General features: G+C 75.0%; 13 protein-coding genes. 5 read left to right on the forward strand and 8 right to left on the reverse strand.

Going from position 1 to position 16,193, the window contains the following annotated elements; translation table 11 throughout:
• The first annotated feature begins 7 nt into the window (after nucleotides 1–7).
• Nucleotides 8–400 (forward strand): cytochrome c oxidase subunit 4, encoded by a 393-nt coding sequence (locus tag VMV22_05855; GenBank protein HUY21846.1) that lies wholly within the window; start codon nucleotides 8–10, stop codon nucleotides 398–400.
• Nucleotides 401–683: 283 nt separating this feature from the next.
• Here VMV22_05855 and VMV22_05860 read toward each other — a convergent pair whose 3' ends face one another.
• From VMV22_05860 to VMV22_05890, 7 genes are all read right to left on the reverse strand, one after another.
• A complete protein-coding gene (locus tag VMV22_05860; GenBank protein HUY21847.1) occupies nucleotides 684–1,910 on the reverse strand; it encodes a phytanoyl-CoA dioxygenase family protein in 1,227 nt (408 codons plus the stop codon).
• Nucleotides 1,911–2,272: 362 nt separating this feature from the next.
• The gene (locus VMV22_05865) at nucleotides 2,273–2,785 is read right to left on the reverse strand and encodes a GNAT family N-acetyltransferase (GenBank protein HUY21848.1); all 513 of its coding nucleotides are present in this window, start codon (nucleotides 2,783–2,785) and stop codon (nucleotides 2,273–2,275) included.
• A gap of 18 nt (nucleotides 2,786–2,803) precedes the next feature.
• Nucleotides 2,804–4,375 (reverse strand): ubiquinol-cytochrome c reductase cytochrome b subunit, encoded by a 1,572-nt coding sequence (locus VMV22_05870; protein HUY21849.1) that lies wholly within the window; start codon nucleotides 4,373–4,375, stop codon nucleotides 2,804–2,806.
• Complete coding sequence (locus VMV22_05875; GenBank protein ID HUY21850.1) at nucleotides 4,372–5,346, reverse strand: Rieske 2Fe-2S domain-containing protein; 975 nt, start codon at nucleotides 5,344–5,346, stop codon at nucleotides 4,372–4,374. Before VMV22_05875 ends, VMV22_05870 begins: the two co-directional genes overlap by 4 nt.
• The gene (locus VMV22_05880) at nucleotides 5,343–6,185 is read right to left on the reverse strand and encodes a c-type cytochrome (protein ID HUY21851.1); all 843 of its coding nucleotides are present in this window, start codon (nucleotides 6,183–6,185) and stop codon (nucleotides 5,343–5,345) included. The genes VMV22_05875 and VMV22_05880 overlap by 4 nt, the downstream gene beginning before the upstream one ends.
• Before the next feature lie 23 nt (nucleotides 6,186–6,208).
• Nucleotides 6,209–6,823 (reverse strand): heme-copper oxidase subunit III, encoded by a 615-nt coding sequence (locus tag VMV22_05885; GenBank protein ID HUY21852.1) that lies wholly within the window; start codon nucleotides 6,821–6,823, stop codon nucleotides 6,209–6,211.
• A 57-nt stretch (nucleotides 6,824–6,880) separates the two neighbouring features.
• Entirely contained in the window at nucleotides 6,881–9,328 is a 2,448-nt protein-coding gene (locus tag VMV22_05890; protein HUY21853.1) for a hypothetical protein, read from the reverse strand.
• Between the two features lie 152 nt (nucleotides 9,329–9,480).
• On the opposite strand from VMV22_05890, the gene hemE reads away from it, so the two are divergent.
• The 4 genes from hemE to VMV22_05910 all read left to right on the forward strand — a co-directional run bounded on the left by hemE (nucleotide 9,481) and on the right by VMV22_05910 (nucleotide 15,015).
• Entirely contained in the window at nucleotides 9,481–10,536 is a 1,056-nt protein-coding gene (gene hemE, locus VMV22_05895) for a uroporphyrinogen decarboxylase (GenBank protein ID HUY21854.1), read from the forward strand.
• Nucleotides 10,533–11,480 carry a ferrochelatase gene (hemH, locus tag VMV22_05900; GenBank protein HUY21855.1) on the forward strand — a complete coding sequence of 316 codons (948 nt, stop codon included), beginning with the start codon at nucleotides 10,533–10,535 and terminating at the stop codon, nucleotides 11,478–11,480. Before hemE ends, hemH begins: the two co-directional genes overlap by 4 nt.
• 11 nt (nucleotides 11,481–11,491) lie before the next feature.
• Nucleotides 11,492–13,018, forward strand: coding sequence for a protoporphyrinogen oxidase (hemG, locus tag VMV22_05905; protein HUY21856.1), 1,527 nt, complete (start codon nucleotides 11,492–11,494; stop codon nucleotides 13,016–13,018).
• Between the two features lie 143 nt (nucleotides 13,019–13,161).
• Nucleotides 13,162–15,015 (forward strand): nitrilase-related carbon-nitrogen hydrolase, encoded by a 1,854-nt coding sequence (locus tag VMV22_05910; protein HUY21857.1) that lies wholly within the window; start codon nucleotides 13,162–13,164, stop codon nucleotides 15,013–15,015.
• A 35-nt stretch (nucleotides 15,016–15,050) separates the two neighbouring features.
• On the opposite strand, the gene VMV22_05915 is transcribed toward VMV22_05910, so the two are convergent.
• Nucleotides 15,051–15,974 (reverse strand): NAD(P)-dependent oxidoreductase, encoded by a 924-nt coding sequence (locus tag VMV22_05915; protein ID HUY21858.1) that lies wholly within the window; start codon nucleotides 15,972–15,974, stop codon nucleotides 15,051–15,053.
• Nucleotides 15,975–16,193 lie beyond the last annotated feature (219 nt).

Raw genomic sequence — 16,193 nt, forward strand, 5'->3', positions numbered from 1 at the left:
GGCCGGCATGCGCGTCGAAGCCCTCTTCCTGCTCGGGGTGGCCGCCTTCTTCGGTGTCGTGGGCGTCATCTACTGGTTCTGGGCCTACGAGCAGGGCGGCACGGCCATGCTGGTCGGCACGACCCTCCTCGGATTCGTGCCCGGCAGCTACTACCTGTGGTGGGCGCGCCGCATGCGGCCGCGCCCCGAGGACCGACCCGACGCGTCCATCGAGGACGGCTCGGGCGTCATCGGCTCCTTCCCGAGCTCGAGCATCTGGCCCTTCGTGCTCGGCATGGGCCTGTTCCTCATGGTGCTGTCGATGGTCTTCGGCCTCTGGCTCATCGCCCCGGGCATCTCGCTCGTGCTGTCGGCCATGATCGGTGTGACCGTCGAGAGCCGACGGGGCGGCACCGTCTGATTCCCCATAGGGGATCGGCTGAGCGGCCCGGCCCGAGCCCGCACCCGACGACCCGAGTCGGCTCGGCACCGGGTCGCAGCACCGGTGCCGAGCCCGCGCTCGCGACCCGGATGTCGTCCGGCATCACTGCCCCCCTGTGGACGACAGGCCCAGCCTGGACCGCGAGGATCAACCGGCCTCCACCCCGGCCCCAATTCCGAGCCAACGAGCCCGCCGCCGGCGCCGGGCCGGACGGGCGTACCGGGCCGGCCGCCGGTCCGGGGTGGAGGGGAACGCCGAGCGGTTACCGCGACGCGGTGCTCGGGGGCTGCGACACGGTGATCGCCGCCGTCTCGCGTACGTCCCGCAGGCGCCGGCGCGCCGCCGCGCCGGCGTCGGGGCGCAGCGGCGGCAGCCGGAACCCCGTGTACATCACGCGGCGCTCGCGCTCGACCGGTGGCTGCGCCATGTGGAGCGTGCAGCTCAGATGCACGGTGACGTCGCCGGTGCGCGTGGGCAGGTCGACCACGGGCAGGGGGTTGTCGCGCCGCAGGAACGCAGGCCACACGAGGACGCGGTTGCTGCCGGCGACGACCCGCAACTGCCCCGAGGTCTCGTCCGCGCCCGTCACCGAGATGCCGACGGTGAGCGAACAGCACTCGTAGCCGTGGCGCCCGAGCGAGCAGTCCTTGTGCCAGGGAACGTCGGAGATCCCCGCCACCACCCCGATGGGCTTCACGAGGGCCTCGAGTGCGTTGGCGTCCATCGCCCCCCACTCGTGGCCGTCGCCGGGGAGCGCCCCGAGGCGGGCGAGGCGCCCGTCGGAGACGATGCCGGCAGCCGCCGGCGACCGCCGGTCGAAGCCCTGCATGCGCACCAGCCGGTCGCTGCCGTCGGCCGTGCGGGCCCACCAGGAATGTCCGTCGTCCTGGGCGTAGGTCGGGGCGGCCCGGTCCATGTCGGCGGACACCGCCGCCATTTCGTCCTCGGTGAAGACACCGGCCAGGTGGAGGAAGCCGGTCTGCCCGAGGAACCGGGCCATCTCCTCGTCGTCGTCGTCCCACCCGAACGTCCGCCCGAGGTCGAGCGGGGCACCGGCGGCGTCCTCGAACGCCAGGTCGCCCGTCACATGGGGCGCCACCCCGTCGAGCGAGCCCCGGAGCACGAGCCACCAGTCGAGGAGCCGCTCGAGCCGGCCGTGGAGGTCGAGCGCCCCGCTCGAGAACCAGCCCATGGGGGTGGCCTGGTCACACACGAGGTCGGACAGCGCGGCCCCGTCCAGGCGCAGCCGCAGGGCGGCGTCGGCGGTGGTGGCGCCCGGTCGGACCTCCACCCGGGGCCCGTGCGCCTCGAGGGTCCAGGCGTCGCCGTCGACCTCGATCACGAGGGGCGGGGGCGCCAGCGTCTCGCAGGCCGACGCCACCAGGGCGCGGGCAGACGTTAGGGCGGCCGGGAGGTCGTGACCGAAGAACCGGAGGGGATCGACGACGGTCTCCTCGCCGTCGAGCCGGGTGCGCACGTCGACGCTCAAGTCCGTCCCCTTTCTGTTTCCGCCAAGCGCCACGGTAGCCCGGAGGGGAGGCCCGACGACGGGCCGTCACCGCCCGGCGGGTCACGGTGGCGACGGCCCGGTCGAGCTGCGCGGCGCGGCGGACGAACACCAAGACGATGTCGGCGCCGACGCCGAGGGAGCGCCGGGTCCGGACCCCTCGGGGAGGTCCGGCACGGCCCACCCCCGGGGGGCGCCGACGAGCGCCACGACGTGGCCGGGGCGGATCCCGAGCTTCGGGGCGAGCGGCGTGCCCGAGGAGCCGGCCGCGCCCGGCGAGGAGCTCACGGGCCCGGCGGCGGGCTCACGGGCCCGGCGGCGGGCTCACCGGCCCGGCGGCGGGCTCACCGGCCCGGCGGCGGGTCCCACGGTCGCCGGCGCATGGCCAGGCCACCGGTGCCGCGCCAGAAGCCCTCGGCGCGGTACAGGCCGACACCTTCGTCCGACGCGTGGAGCTCCACGTTGTCGACCCCCCGGTCCTCGAACCAGTCGAGCAGCCCGAGCAGCACCGCCCGGCCGAGCCCGCGACGGCGGAAGGCGGGGTCGGTGGACATCCACTGGACGTAGCCCACCCGGGCGTCGGCGTGCCACGGATTGGGCAGGCGCTCGGTGATCGTCCCCGCCCCGCACGCCACCAGCCGGCCCGGCGCGCCCGGGTCACCGGCGACGATCACGGTCAGGTCCGCGCCCAGTCGCGTCCGCACCACGCGTTGCGCGCCGCGGCGCCACCGGGCCCAGGCGTCATCGGTGCACCGCGCGCCGAGGGCGCGGTACATGAGCTCCGCCAGCCGGGCGATCTCGGGGGCGTCGTCAGGGCGCGCCGACCGCACCGGCGGGGCGGCGTCGGGTCCGGGCACGCGGGCGGGGCCCGGCGCCTACTGGCGGCGTGGGATGCGGCGGACGCCGGGGATGCCCGCACCCACCGGCTCGGGCTCGTCGAGCTCGATGCGGACCGGCACCGGGGTGGGGTCGAGCTCCGCCGGGCTGTCGCCGGGGCGGGGATCGGTGGGGATGCTCTCGTACTCCCCCTCGGGGCTCCGGGTGATGACCACGGCACGCTTGCGCCTGCCGATCCCGGGCACGCCCGACATCTCCCGGCACAGGTAGTAGGCGAAGAAGCCGGCGACGGCGGGGACCACGAAGACCGCGAACCGGAAGAACCACAGGACCTCGTTGAGCGAGACCTCGAAGTAGTTGGCCAGGACGTCGGTGGAGCTGGCGGCGAACAGGGTGAAGAAGAAGGCCAGCGCGGCCACCCCGACGGCGGTGCGCCGCGGCTTGTCGCGGGGTCGGTCGAGGAGGTTGTGCTCGGCGCGGTCCCCGGAGAGCTTCGCCTCGAGGGAGGGCCAGGCGTAGAAGAGGGTGAAGCACAGGCCCGGGAAGATCACCGCCGGGAAGGTGACGACGAACGGGATGGTGTGGCCGAAGGCGTGGAACGACCACGGGGGCATGATCCGCAGCGCCCCGTCGAGCCAGCCCATGTACCAGTCGGGCTGCACGGCGTAGCTGATCTTGTACGGCTCGTACTGGCCGAACTGCCAGATGGGGTTGATCTGGGCGAGCCCCCCGAGGGCCCACAGCACCCCGGCGGTCACGAACAGGAAGCCCGTCGTCTTGAAGATGAACGTGGGGTACATGGGCGACCCCACCACGTTCTTCTCGGTGCGGCCGTGGCCGGGGAACTGCGTGTGCTTCTGGCGCACGAGCAGGCCCAGGTGCGCGGCGATGAGGCCGCCGATCACCGCCGGCAGGACGAGCACGTGGATGATGAACAGGCGCGGGATGATGGAGCCGTCGCCGGGGAAGTTCCCGCCGAAGAGGAACGTGGCCAGGTAGGTGCCCACGACCGGCACCGACAGCACGATCGAGAACATGATGCGCAGGCCCGTCCCCGACACCAGGTCGTCGGGCAGCGAGTAGCCGAGGAACCCGTTCGCCAGGGCCAGGGTCAACAGCGTCACCCCGATCATCCAGTTGAGCTCGCGGGGCTTTCGGAAGGCGCCGGTGAAGAAGATGCGGCACATGTGCACGGCGATGGCGCCCACGAAGACATCGGCCGCCCAGTGGTGCATCTGGCGGATGACGAGGCCGCTGCGCACCTTGAAGGAGAGGTCCACCGTCGACGCGAAGGCCGCCGACACGCGCGCCCCGCGCAACGGTGCGTACACCCCGTGGTAGATGAGCTCGTTGGCGGACGGCACGAAGTAGAGGCTGAGGAACACGCCCGTGGCGATCAGCACCACGAACGAGTAGAGGGCGATCTCGCCGAGGAGGAACGACCAGTGGTCGGGGAAGATCTTGTCGAGCAGGACGCGCCCGCCCTTGGCCACGCCGAGGCGCTCGTCGATCCACCGGACGCCGGCGACGACGGGGTCGGGCTTCTTGGCGCCGCCCCTGGCGCCGGTGCGGCTCGCGCCGGCCGATGTGGGGGACGTGGATGTGGTCACGACCGCTCCCAGAATCCAGGGCCGACGGGCTCGCTGTAGGGCCCCTGCGCCCGGAGGAACCCTTGGCCGTCGATCATGAGCGGCAGCTGCGGCAACGGGCGCGGGGCGGGCCCGAACACGGGGTTCGCCCCGGTCAGCACCGAGAACAGCGACTGGTGGCACGGGCACAGCAGCTTCTGCAGCGTCTGCTCGTAGAGGCCCACCGGGCACCCGGCGTGCGTGCACAGCTTGGAGTAGGCCAGGTAGCCCCGGGGCCCCCAGGTCTCGCGGCCCGGCTTGGTCACGATGTCCTGGTCCGTGGGCCCCGGCCGGATGAGCATCGTCTGGTTGACCGAGGTGCCGGCGAAGCCCTTGGGGAAGACCGTGAGGGAACCGCCCACCTCGAGGTCGGCCTGGTGGATCGGGCGCTCGTCGAGGTCGACCAGCTGGATGCCCTTGGTCCAGTTGGTGGTGTCGAGGCTCTTCTTCGGCTGCGGGCCCAACGAGCGCAGCAGGGGGAAGGCGAGCACGATGCCCATCACCCCGGCTCCGGCGCCGAGGATGGTCCCCAGGAGCCCGCGCCGGCGGAACACGATCCTGCCGCGCTCCTCGATCGCCGCCGCCATGGCCTGCACCTCGGGCTCGGTCGAAGCGAACGGGTGGCGCTCCTCCTCGAAGGGCCCCTGTGGGAGGAGGTACTTGCCCCAGGCCGACATGCCGAAGCCGAAGGCGAACAGGCCGACGCCGAAGAACACGCCCTCCCACTGCGGCTGGCCCCCGACCCAGTAGAGCCCGCCGTAGGCGCAGAAACCGGCGAGGCCGACGAGGAGGACGAGGCCGATGAGCGCTTCCGCGCGGCGCGGGTTCTTGGCGAAGGGCTGCAGGTGGGGATCGTCGAACGACGTCAGGGGTAGGCCCCCCCGATCCCCGTCGGCGTGGCCGCTCTCGGCGGCCCCGCCGGACGCGCCCGAGGTGAGGTTGTCATCGGTCACTTGCGGTCCCCCAGCCAGAACGCCACCAGCATCAGCCCGCCCACGCCGAAGAGGAGCCCGATGAAGCCCTCGGCCACCGGCCCGATGCCACCGAGGCCCAGGCCGCCCTGGTTGGAGGGGTGCTGGATGGGCCCCGTGACGTAGGCGACGATGTCGGCCACTTGCTTGTCGGTGAGGTTGTGCGGCCCGAAGTGGGGCATCTGCGTCGGCCCGGTGCGGATGGCCTCGACGACCTGGCGCGCCTTCGCCTTGTGCAGCGACGGGGCGAAGAAGCCGTTGGACAGGGCGTCACCGGCCCCGGTGATGGTGTGGCAACCGGCGCAATTCAGGACGAACAGCGAGTTGCCCTCGACGATGTCGCCCGCCGAGACGTCCACGTTCGGGATGCCCGACGGGTAGTCGGGGGCGGTGGGGGCGAGCGAGTTCACGAACGCCACGATCTGCAGCGTCTCGGTCCGGTTGAAGCGGGGGGGCTTGCGCGCCGGCTGGGCGTTGGCGTCCGCCAACGGCATTCGGCCCGTCGACACCCAGAAGTCGACGGTGGCCGGTCCGAGGCCCTGCAGGTTCGGCGCCCGATCGGTGCCCGAGGCGTCGACACCGTGGCAGCTGGCGCAGTTCTGCTCGAACAGGGTCTGGCCGGGCGCCACGTACGAGCTCGGCGGCAGGTCGTACGTGATCGGGCCGGTCATGGCGCTCGAGGCCGAGTGGAGGGCCTTCGCCCCCGCCGGCGGGGTGGCCGCCTGCGAGACGGCCGCGCCCGAGGTGAGCAGCCCCGCGACCGCCACCCCGACCACCACCAGGCCGGGCAGCAGGTACCGCCAACGGTGCGTGCGTTGCATGTCCTCGCCGTCCCCCGCCGCGCTCAGCCGGTCTTCAGGAGGAACAGGCAGCTGAAGATGCCGATCCACATGAAGTCGACGAAGTGCCAGTAGTAGCCGACCGCCTGGAACACGTTTGTCTCGCCGGGGTCGCCGCCCCGGCCTCCCATCCGTCCCAGGAGGAAGATCATGGCGACGAGGCCGAGCGCCACGTGCAGCCCGTGGATGCCGGTCATGACGAAGAACAGCGACCAGTACGCGTTGAGCGACGGGCCGTGGTGCGAGGCCGCGAAGTCCGACCATTCGTAGAGCGTGTTGCCGAGGAACGCCGCGCCGAGGAGGAAGCTCGTCACGATCCACGCCACCGCCCGACGGCGCTCACCGCGCTCCTGTGCCCACACGCCGAACTGGAACGTCGGGCTCGACACCAACAGGATGATGCTGAAGATGCCGGCCTGGACGTAGTCGAGCTTCGCCCCCGCGAGCGGCGGCCATGCCGACGAGTGCGCGCGGATCGTGAAGTACGCGGCGAACAGGCCGCTGAAGAACATCAGCTCCGAGCCCAGCCAGATCATGACCCCGACGGCCAGCAGCGGGGGCCGCTCGGGGACGTGGCGGGGGGCGCGCGCGGGTCGTTCCACCGACAGGGCCTGCGTCACGGCGTCTTTCCTAGCGGACGGCGACCCTTCCGCGCCAACACCGTGGGCGTGCCCGGTTCAGGCGTGCAGGGCGGGGGGCAACGGCCGCGCGTGGACGACCGCCAGCCGGCGGGTCGGCCGGGTGAGCGCGACGTACAGCGCGCGCAGGCCCTGGGGGGACGCCTCGACCACGGCGGCGGGCTCGACCACGACGACGGCGTCGAATTCGAGGCCGTTGGCCAGGTCGACGGGCAGCAGGCTGAGCGGGGCACCGAGGCCGTCGCGCCGGGGGTCGGTCGCCTGCAGCCCGGCGGCGTCGAGGGCGACGGCGAGGTCGGCGACGAGGGAGGCCGGGGCCAACACGGCGGCCGTGCCGGGGGCGACCTCGGCACAGGCCTCGGCGGCCAGCGCCACCACCCGGTCGGCGAGGGAGCCGGCGCCGACGTGCTCGAACCGCGGCGCCACCCCGGTCCGCCGCACGGGAGTCGGGGGGCGCAGGCCCGGCGCGGTCACGGCCAGCAGGCGGCTCGCCACCTCGACCACCTCGGCCGGGGTGCGGTAGCTGACCGTCAGCTCCACCATGCGGGGCGGGCGCTGGCCGGGGAGATGGGCGGTCACCTCCTCCCAGCTCGCCGGGGCCCAGGGCCCGGTGGCCTGGCCGATGTCCCCCACCACGGTGATCGACCCCGACAGCGAGCGGCGGGCCACCGAGCGCAACTGCATGGGGGACAGGTCCTGGGCCTCGTCGACGACGATGTGGCCGTAGGTCCGGGGACCCTCGTCGTGGTCGGTGCCGCCCTGGCGGGCGCGGCGCGGCCCCAGCAGGACCCGGGCCTCGTCGATCAACGCGAGGTCGGCGACCGTCCACGGGATCTCGGCGAGGGCCTCGCTGCGCGGGCGCAGCAGCCGCGCCTGCTCGGCCGGCGACAGCACGCCCTTGCCCGCCAACGCCAGCAGGGGCCGGGAGCCGAACAGGTCGTGGAGGAGCTCCTCGGCGCTGAGCCGGGGCCACATGCGGTCGAGGGCGTCGGCGACGGCGGGCTGGCGGCGCACCTGGCGCGAGAACTCGGCCAGGTCGAACGTGGCCTCCTCACCGTCGTCACCGTCGTCACCGTCGGGCCGTCCCGGGTCGTCGGCGCCGGGCCCGATCCTGGCGTGGCCGTTGGCGTCCGGGGCCCGGAGCTGCCCGTTGCCCAGGGCGCCGCCGTGCCCGTCACCGTCCGGCCGCCCGGCGGGCGCCGACGCGTCGCCGGGCCCGACCCCGTGGACGCTCAGCGTCCGTAGGTACTCGTCGGCCAGCCGGCGCACGACCAGCTGCCCCACGAAGCGTCGCCGGGCGTTGTGGGTCCCCGGGCGCCGCCGGGCGGCGGACACGATGCCGGCCGACACCTCGGCGGTGAGGCGGAGCACGGCGGCCCCGAAGGGGACCTCGGCGTCGCGGCGCAGCGGGCGCTGGCGGGTGCGCACGGCCCGCGCCACGAGGGTGGCCATGCGGGCCTCGCCCTTCAGCCGGGCCACGCCCGGGCCGTCCTCGGCCCGGGCCTGCACGCCGTGCACGAGGCCTCCGACCGTCGACAGGGTGACCCCGCTCTCGCCCAGCGAGGGCAGGACATGCTCGATGTAGCGCAGGAACAGGGGGTTCGGCCCGATCACCAGGACTCCCTGGCGTTCCAGGGGGAAGCGGTGCGTATAGAGGAGGTAGGCGGCCCGGTGCAGGGCCACCGCCGTCTTGCCCGTGCCGGGGCCACCCTGCACCACCATCACCCCGGGGAGGGCGGAGCGGATGATGGCGTCCTGCTCCCGCTGGATGGTGGCGACGATGTCGCGCATCACGCCCGTGCGCGCCCCCTCGAGCGCCGCCAGCAAGGCCCCGGGGCCCCCGAGCTGCAGGTCGTTGGGCTCACCGTCGGCCGAACCGGGTCCGGCGGCCGCCGAGCCGTTGCCGCCGCCCGCAGCGTCCGACGGCGCGCCACTCCCGAACCACTCGTCCTCGATGGCCACGATCCGTCTGCCCTGGGCGGCCAGGTGCCGGCGGAGCACCAGGCCCATCGGCTCGCGGCCGGTGGCGCGGTAAAAGGGCTCGGCTACCGGCGCCCGCCAGTCCACCACCAGGGGCTCGAGGTCGTCGCCGGAGATGCCCAGCCGGCCGATGTGGAAGCTCTCGCTCGGCCCCGGCGGGACCGGGAGGAGACGGCCCTCCCCGCCGTCGGGGCGGTCGTCGCCGTCGGCACGGCGGTGGAGGCGGTCGTTGCCGTCGGCACGGCGGTGGAGGCGATCGTCGCCGTCGGCGCGCCGGTCGATGCGACCGAAGCACAGGGCCTGCTCACCGATGTCGAGCTGGTCGAGGCGGGCCAAGCTGGTGCGGACGATGACGTCGCGCTCCTCGCGGAATTGGTGCGTGCCCCCGCGGCCCTGGTCGAGCACGGAGCGAAGGAGCTCCGCGGTGTCCGAGCGCAACTGGTCGAGGCGCTCGTAGGCCCTGTCCACGTGGGCCTGTTCCGCCTCGAGCTCAGGATGCGTTGCCACGGCCGCTCCCCCTCCACCGCTGCGCGGTGGACCATCGATCATACCCGTCGGCGCGCGCATGGCGGTCGGCCCGGCGGGCGGCGCGCGCCCGCGGGGATCGGGCTCTCCAACAGGGAGATGTCCGGCGCGCAGGGTCAACTAGCGTCCCTGCCGTGCCAGTCGCCGACTCGGCGTTCCTGCGGGCCTGCCGGTGCCAGCCGGTCGACCGGGTACCGGTCTGGTTCATGCGCCAGGCGGGGCGCTCCCTGCCCGAGTACCGGGCGGCGCGCGGCCCCGGGAGCGTGCTCGACGCCATCCGCCGCCCCGAGCTGGCCGCCGAGCTCACGCTGCAGCCCGTCCGCCGCTACGGCGTCGACGCCGCCATCCTCTTCGGCGACATCGTGGTGCCCGTGGCCGCCGTCGGCTTCGGCGTGGAGGTCGAGCAGGGCCGGGGCCCCGTGGTCGAGCGACCCTTCCGCGCCGCTCCCGACCTCGCCCGCCTGCGGCCGCTCGAGCCCGAGGCCGACACCCCGTACGTGCTCGAGACGATCGCGCTCGTCACCCGGGAGCTCGATCCGCTCGGCATCCCCCTGATCGGCTTCGCAGGAGCACCGTTCACGGTGGCCAGCTACCTCATCGAGGGCGGTCCCTCGCGCGTCTACGCCACCACGAAGGCGCTCATGCGGGGCGAGCCCGGTCTGTGGGGCCGGCTCCTGGACGCGCTCGCCGACATGGCGCTGGTGTCGCTGCGCGCCCAGGTGCGGGCGGGCGCCTCGGCGGTGCAGCTGTTCGACAGCTGGGTGGGGGCGCTGTCCCCCGCGGACTACGACCGCTACGTCCTGCCCGCCACCCGCAAGGTCTTCGCCGGGCTGGCCGACCTCGGCGTGCCCCGCATCCACTTCGGGGTGGGCACCGGTGAGCTCCTTCCGCTGATGGCCGAGGCCGGCGTCGAGGTCGTCGGGGTGGACTGGCGGGTCCCGCTGGACGAGGCCCGGCGACGCGTGGGCCCGGGGCTCGCCCTGCAGGGCAACCTGGACCCGGCCACCTGCCTGGCGCCATGGGACGTGGTGGACGCCGAGACCCGGGACGTCCTGGCGCGCGGCGGAGGAACGGGCCACGTGTTCAACCTCGGGCACGGGGTACTCCCCGAGACCGACCCCGACGTCCTCGCACGCGTCGTCGACCTCGTGCACGCGACCGCACCGGGCGGGACCGCGGGGGCGCCATGACGTCGCTCGGTGTGCTGGTCATGGCCCACGGAACGCCCCACACGCTCGACGACCTGGCGGCCTTCTACACCGAGATCCGACGGGGCAGCCCTCCCCCACCCGCCCTGCTCGCCGACCTGGAGCGCCGCTATCGCGCCATCGGCGGGACGTCCCCGCTCAACGAGCGCACCGCCGCGCAGGTCGAGGGCATCCGGCGCGCTCTCGATGCCCGGGACCCGGGACGGTGCACCGTGGCCGCCGGGGCCAAGTTCGCCGCCCCGCGCATCGAGGAGGCCGTGGCCGGGCTCGGACGATCCGGGGTCGGGCGCATCGTCGGCGTGGTGCTCGCCCCGCACTTCTCCGCCGCCAGCGTCGGCGAGTACGCCCGGCGGGCGCGCGCCGCGGCCGCGGGCCTCGGCCCCGACGAGGGCGGCCCCCGCCCCGTCGACATGGTCGAGCACTGGCACCTGGCGCCGGGCCTCACCGAGCTGCTGGCCGGGCGCGTGCAGGCCGCGCTCGACTCCCTGCCGCCGACGGCGCGCCCCGAGGCGGCGGTCGTCTTCAGCGCGCACAGCATCCCGGCGCGCCTCGTGCAGGGCGGGGACCCCTACCCCCTGCAGGTGCAGGAGTCGGGGGCCGCCGTCGCCGCCGCCATCGGCCTCGACCGGTGGTCGGTGGCGTGGCAGAGCGCCGGGCGCACCGCCGAGGCGTGGCTCGGGCCCGACGTGCGCGACGTCATCGCCTCGCTCCCCACGACGGGCGCCTCGGCCGTGGTGGTGTGCCCCGTGGGATTCGTGTCCGACCACCTCGAGGTGCTCTACGACATCGACGTCGAGGCGCACGCGGCGGCGTCGGCAGTCGGGCTCCCCTTCGCGCGCACGGCGTCGCTCAACGACGACCCGGCGTTCTGCGACGTCCTGGCCCGCGTCGTGCTCGACGCGGCCGCGGGCGCGCCGACCCGATGACGGGCGACGCCGTGGCACACCGGCCGACCGCGGTCGTGGTGGGGGGCGGCATCGCCGGGCTCAGCGCGGCGTGGGCGCTCACGTCGGCGGCACCCGGGCTGGGCGTGGTCGTGTTGGAGTCCGACGACCGGCTCGGGGGCAAGCTGCGGACGGGAGAGATCGGCGGGCGCGCCGTGGACCTCGGCCCGGACGCCTTCCTGGCCCGCCGGCCCGAGGCGGTGGCGCTGTGCCACGAGATCGGCCTGGGTGACGAGCTCGTGGCCCCGGGGGACCGGCGCGCCTACGTGTGGTCCCGCCGCCGGCTCCGGGCGCTCCCCGCCGGGCTGGCGCTCGGCGTGCCCACGCGCCTGGGCCCGCTGGCGCGGTCGGGGATCCTGTCGCCGCTCGGGCTGGGACGCGCCGCGCTCGACCTCCTCGGCTGGTCGGTGCCCGGCGGCGGCGCCCGCCGGCACGGCACGGACCGGTCGGTGGCGGACATCACGCGGCGCCGGCTCGGGCGGGAGGTGACCGCACGGCTGGTGGACCCTCTCGTGGGGGGTATCCACGCCGGCGACACCAGCGTCCTGAGCGCGGCGGCCGTCTTCCCCCCGCTGCTCGAGGCGGCGGCGCGCGGCGGCAGCCTCATGCGGGCGCTGCGGGGCGCCGCTACGCCGGCTGCGCCGCCTGGCCCCGGCGGCACCGGGCGCCCGCAGGACGACGAGGGCGACGACCGGCCGCCCGTCTTCCTCACCGTGCGGGGCGGGTTGTCACGGCTCGTCGAGCGGCTGGCGACGGCCCTGGCGGCGCGCGGCGTCGAGATCCGCACCGACGCGCCGGTCGATCGACTGGAGCTCGTGGCGCGCCCGGTCCCACCGGACGGCGGGCCGGCCCCCGCCGGGAACGGAACCGGGGGACGGTGGGCCGTGCACACGCCCCACGGCACCATCGCCGCCGACGCCGTCGTCCTGGCCACCCCGGCATGGGCCACCGCCGGGCTGCTCGCCACCGTCGACCCCGCCACCGCCGCCCTGCTCGATGCGATCGCCTACGCCGACGTGACCCTCGTCACGCTCCGCTTCCCCGCCGCGGCCGTGGCCGAGCCGCTCGACGGCACGGGCTTCCTCGTCCCGGCGGACGGGGGGCGACTGGTGACGGCCTGTACCTGGCTCACCTCGAAATGGCCCGAGCTGCGCCGCACCGGCGACGTCCTGCTCCGGGCGTCGGTGGGCCGCGCCGGTGACGACCGCGCCGCCCGCATGTCCGACGACGACCTGGTGGCGCGCATCATGGACGAGCTCGGCCCCGTCATGGGGATCAGCGAGCGCCCGACCGCCATCGTCGTCACCCGCTGGCCCCGGTCCTTCCCCCAGTACGCCGTGGGTCACCTCGAGCGCGTCGCCGCCATCGAAGCGGGCGTGGCGCGACTGCCCGCCCTGTCGCTGGCGGGCGCCGCCCTCCACGGTGTCGGGATCCCGGCGTGCATCGGCAGCGGGCGCAGGGCGGCGGACGCCGTGCTGCACGCCGACGCGCTCGCCGGTACCGGGACTGCGGCCCCGTGAGCAGTGGCACGCCGTCGGGCCCCTCGACGGAGACACCGTCGGGCCCCTCGACAGAGACACCGTCGGGCCGGTCGACGGACCGGGGACTGCAGCGCCCGGCGGCGCCGCTGCGACGGGAGCGGCGCAGCCCACGGCGCGGACGGGTGGTCGTGCCGAGCCTGGCGGCGGGAGCAGGCCTCGCGCTGTCGCTCCCGCCGTGGGGGTGGTGGGTGCTCGCCTTCCCGGCGGCCGGGCTGTTGTGGTGGCGCCTCGGCGGCCTGCGCCTGCGGGCCCGCCTGCTCGCCGGATGGGCGACCGGCCTGGGGCTGTTCGTCCCCGGCCTGTGGTGGGCCACGACGTTCAACACCTATGGCGGCGCCGTCCTCATGGCGGTGGAATCGCTGTTCCCGTTGCTGGCGTGCGCCGCCGTGCCCCGCCGGGCCCGCGGGCGGACCGTGGTGCTGGCGGGCGCCATGGTGCTGGTGGAGGCCCTGCGGGACACGTGGCCGTTCGGCGGCCTGCCCATGGGCGGTGTCGCCCTGGGCCAGGCGGCGGGGCCCCTGGCCGGGGCAGCCCGCGTGGGCGGGCCCCTCCTGCTGGTGGGCCTGGTCTGGCTCGGTGGCGCCGGGGTGGCGATCCTGGCCGAGGAGGTTCTGCGCTGGGTGGGCCGGGCCCGGGCGAACCGGCGCCTGGCCGCGTCGGAGGCGGACCGTCAACCGGGGACGCCGGCACGCCGCCACGCGCCGGAAGAGTCGCCGTCGACGTACCCGCCGGGGACGGGTTGGTGGGGCACGACGGCCGCGCCCGAGACGCCGCCCGAGCCCGCGGGTGCGACACCGCCCCCCGGGCGGCGCGTGCAGGCGCCGGCGCCGGCGCCGGCGCCGGCGCCGGCGACAGCTTCCCTCCGGGCACGACGCCATGACGTGCGCACGGGGACGACCTTCGGGGCACCGACCGCGGCCCCGCCCCGGGGGCCCGCCGCACGCCCCGTGCTGGCGGCGGTGGTGGCGATGGCGGCGGTGGCCGGCATCGGAGCATGGGGGACGTCCGCCCCCGACGGGGGCCCCGCCCTGCGCACGGTGCGCGTGGCGGCGGTGCAGGGCGGGGGCGTGCGCGGGCTGCGCAAGGCCGACGTCGACCCCGCCGTGGTGTACGCCGCCCAGTTGGCGGCCAGCGCCGAGATCCCCGGACGCGACGGTGGGCGCGCCCCGTCGCTGGTCGTGTGGCCCGAGGACGTGGTGTCGCTCGACACTCCCCTCGACGGGTCGCAGGCCGAGAAGGACCTGTCAGGCCTGGCGGTGCGCCTGCATACCACGCTCGAAGCGGGCGTGACCGAGACGGTGCGCGGCCGCCGGTTCCTCAACGAGGTGGTCGCCTTCGCCCCCTCCGGTGCGCTGGTCGGCCGCTTCGAGAAGGTCCACCGGGTGCCCTTCGGCGAGTACGTCCCCTACCGGTGGTTCTTCAAGCACCTCGCCGACCTGTCGGGGGTCCCGCTCGACGCCGTGCCGGGGCACGGGAACGGCGTCCTGCACACCCCCGCCGGCCCCCTCGGCACGATGGTGTCGTACGAGGTCTTCTACGCCCAGCGGGGCCGGATCACCACGCGTGCCGGCGCGCAGCTCCTCACCGACCCCACGAACACCTCGTCCTACCTGACCAGCCAGGTCCCGACCCAGGAGGTCGCCGCCGCCCGGTTGCAGGCGATCGCCGAGGGCCGCGACCTCGTCCAGGCGGCACCCACCGGGTTCAGCGCCCTGGTCGACCACACGGGCCGCGTCGTGGCGCGCAGCGCCCTGGCCGAACGTGCCGTCATCATCGGCGACGTGTCCTTGCGCAGCGGCCGGACCCTCTACGAACGAGCCGGCGATCTTCCCGTCCTCGTCGTGTCCGGGCTGTTCGTCCTCGGGGGGTGGCTCGCCACGCTCGGCTCCGACCCCGATCCCGACCTGACCCGGGCGGCACGGCGCGAGCGCCGGGCGCGCGACGGACGGCGGGCGCAGCGCGCCGTCGGTCCCTGAGCCCGCGCCGCGCGCCCGCACCCGGGCCTCGGCGCTCAGTGCGACAGGAGCTCGCCGTGGCGGGCGGCCACCATCTGCCGCATGCCGTCCTTCCAGTCGACGACGGTCGGCCCGGCGATCTCGTGCATCCGGGTGAGGTCGAGCTGCACGCTGTCGATGGTGTGCTCGGTCGGCTCGAAGCGGGCCTCCAGGCCGGTGATCTCCCCCAGGTAGGTGCACCACTCCTCGATGCTCACCGCGGCGTCGCCGCCCCAGTTGACGACGGTGGCGGGCACCGTGGCCGCCGCCAACAGGCGCGGCACCATCCGGGCGATGTCCTGCTCGTGCAAGGGGTGGTAGACGCTCGGCGCGTCGACGTGGACGGGGATGGCGGAGCCGTTGATCATCATGTGCAGGTGGACGGCCGGCCAGCCCCCGCGGTCCCCGTACGGCACCGACAGCCGGGCGATCGTGGTCGGCAGTTCGAAGCGCCGGGCCGCCCACCGGGCGCTCGCCTCGGCCGCGATCTTGCAGATGCTGTAGGTGCGCAGGAAGGGCCAGACGGCGTGGTTGTCGCCGAGGGGGCCCGTCTCGGCGAAGACGTGGTGGCCCATGGGCTTGTACACCGCCGTCGTGGAGCAGTGCAGGAAGGCGCGCGCGCCGCGATGGTGCTCCATCAGCGACAGCAGGCCGCCGCTGTTGGCGTCGAGGTCGACGTCCCAGTCGTTGGTCTTGGTCACGGCGAAGTTGAGGACGTAGTCGGCGTCCGCCGGCAGTGCGCCCAGGTCCCCGGCCAGCAGGTCGACGGGGACGCACCGGACACCGGCCGCCTCGAGCCGCCGGCGCGCCTGCACATCTGTGAACCGGGCACCGCCGATCACCTCGTTGTGTCGTGCCAAGGTGCACGCCAACGGCTCGGCCACCTGCCCGGTGACCCCGGTGACGACGATCGTGGCCCCTCGCAGTGCTGTCGCGTCCATCGTGGTCGCTCCCACCCGTCGGTCCGATACGGCCGGTCGTCCCCGCCGGCCACCGGCCGAGCCTACGGTGCCGTCGCCCGCACGGCGCCACTCACGGCGCGACGGGCGGGCGCCGCTCACGGCGGCGCCCGTCGACACTCGCCCCGGTTGCTACGTTCGGGGTACCGCCGCGAGGACGGCGGGGCGGCCCGGCGTACGCCCGGCCGCCGGTGCGGGGGT

The sequence above is a fragment of the Acidimicrobiales bacterium genome (genome assembly GCA_035531755.1).
GTDB lineage: Bacteria > Actinomycetota > Acidimicrobiia > Acidimicrobiales > UBA8190 > DATKSK01.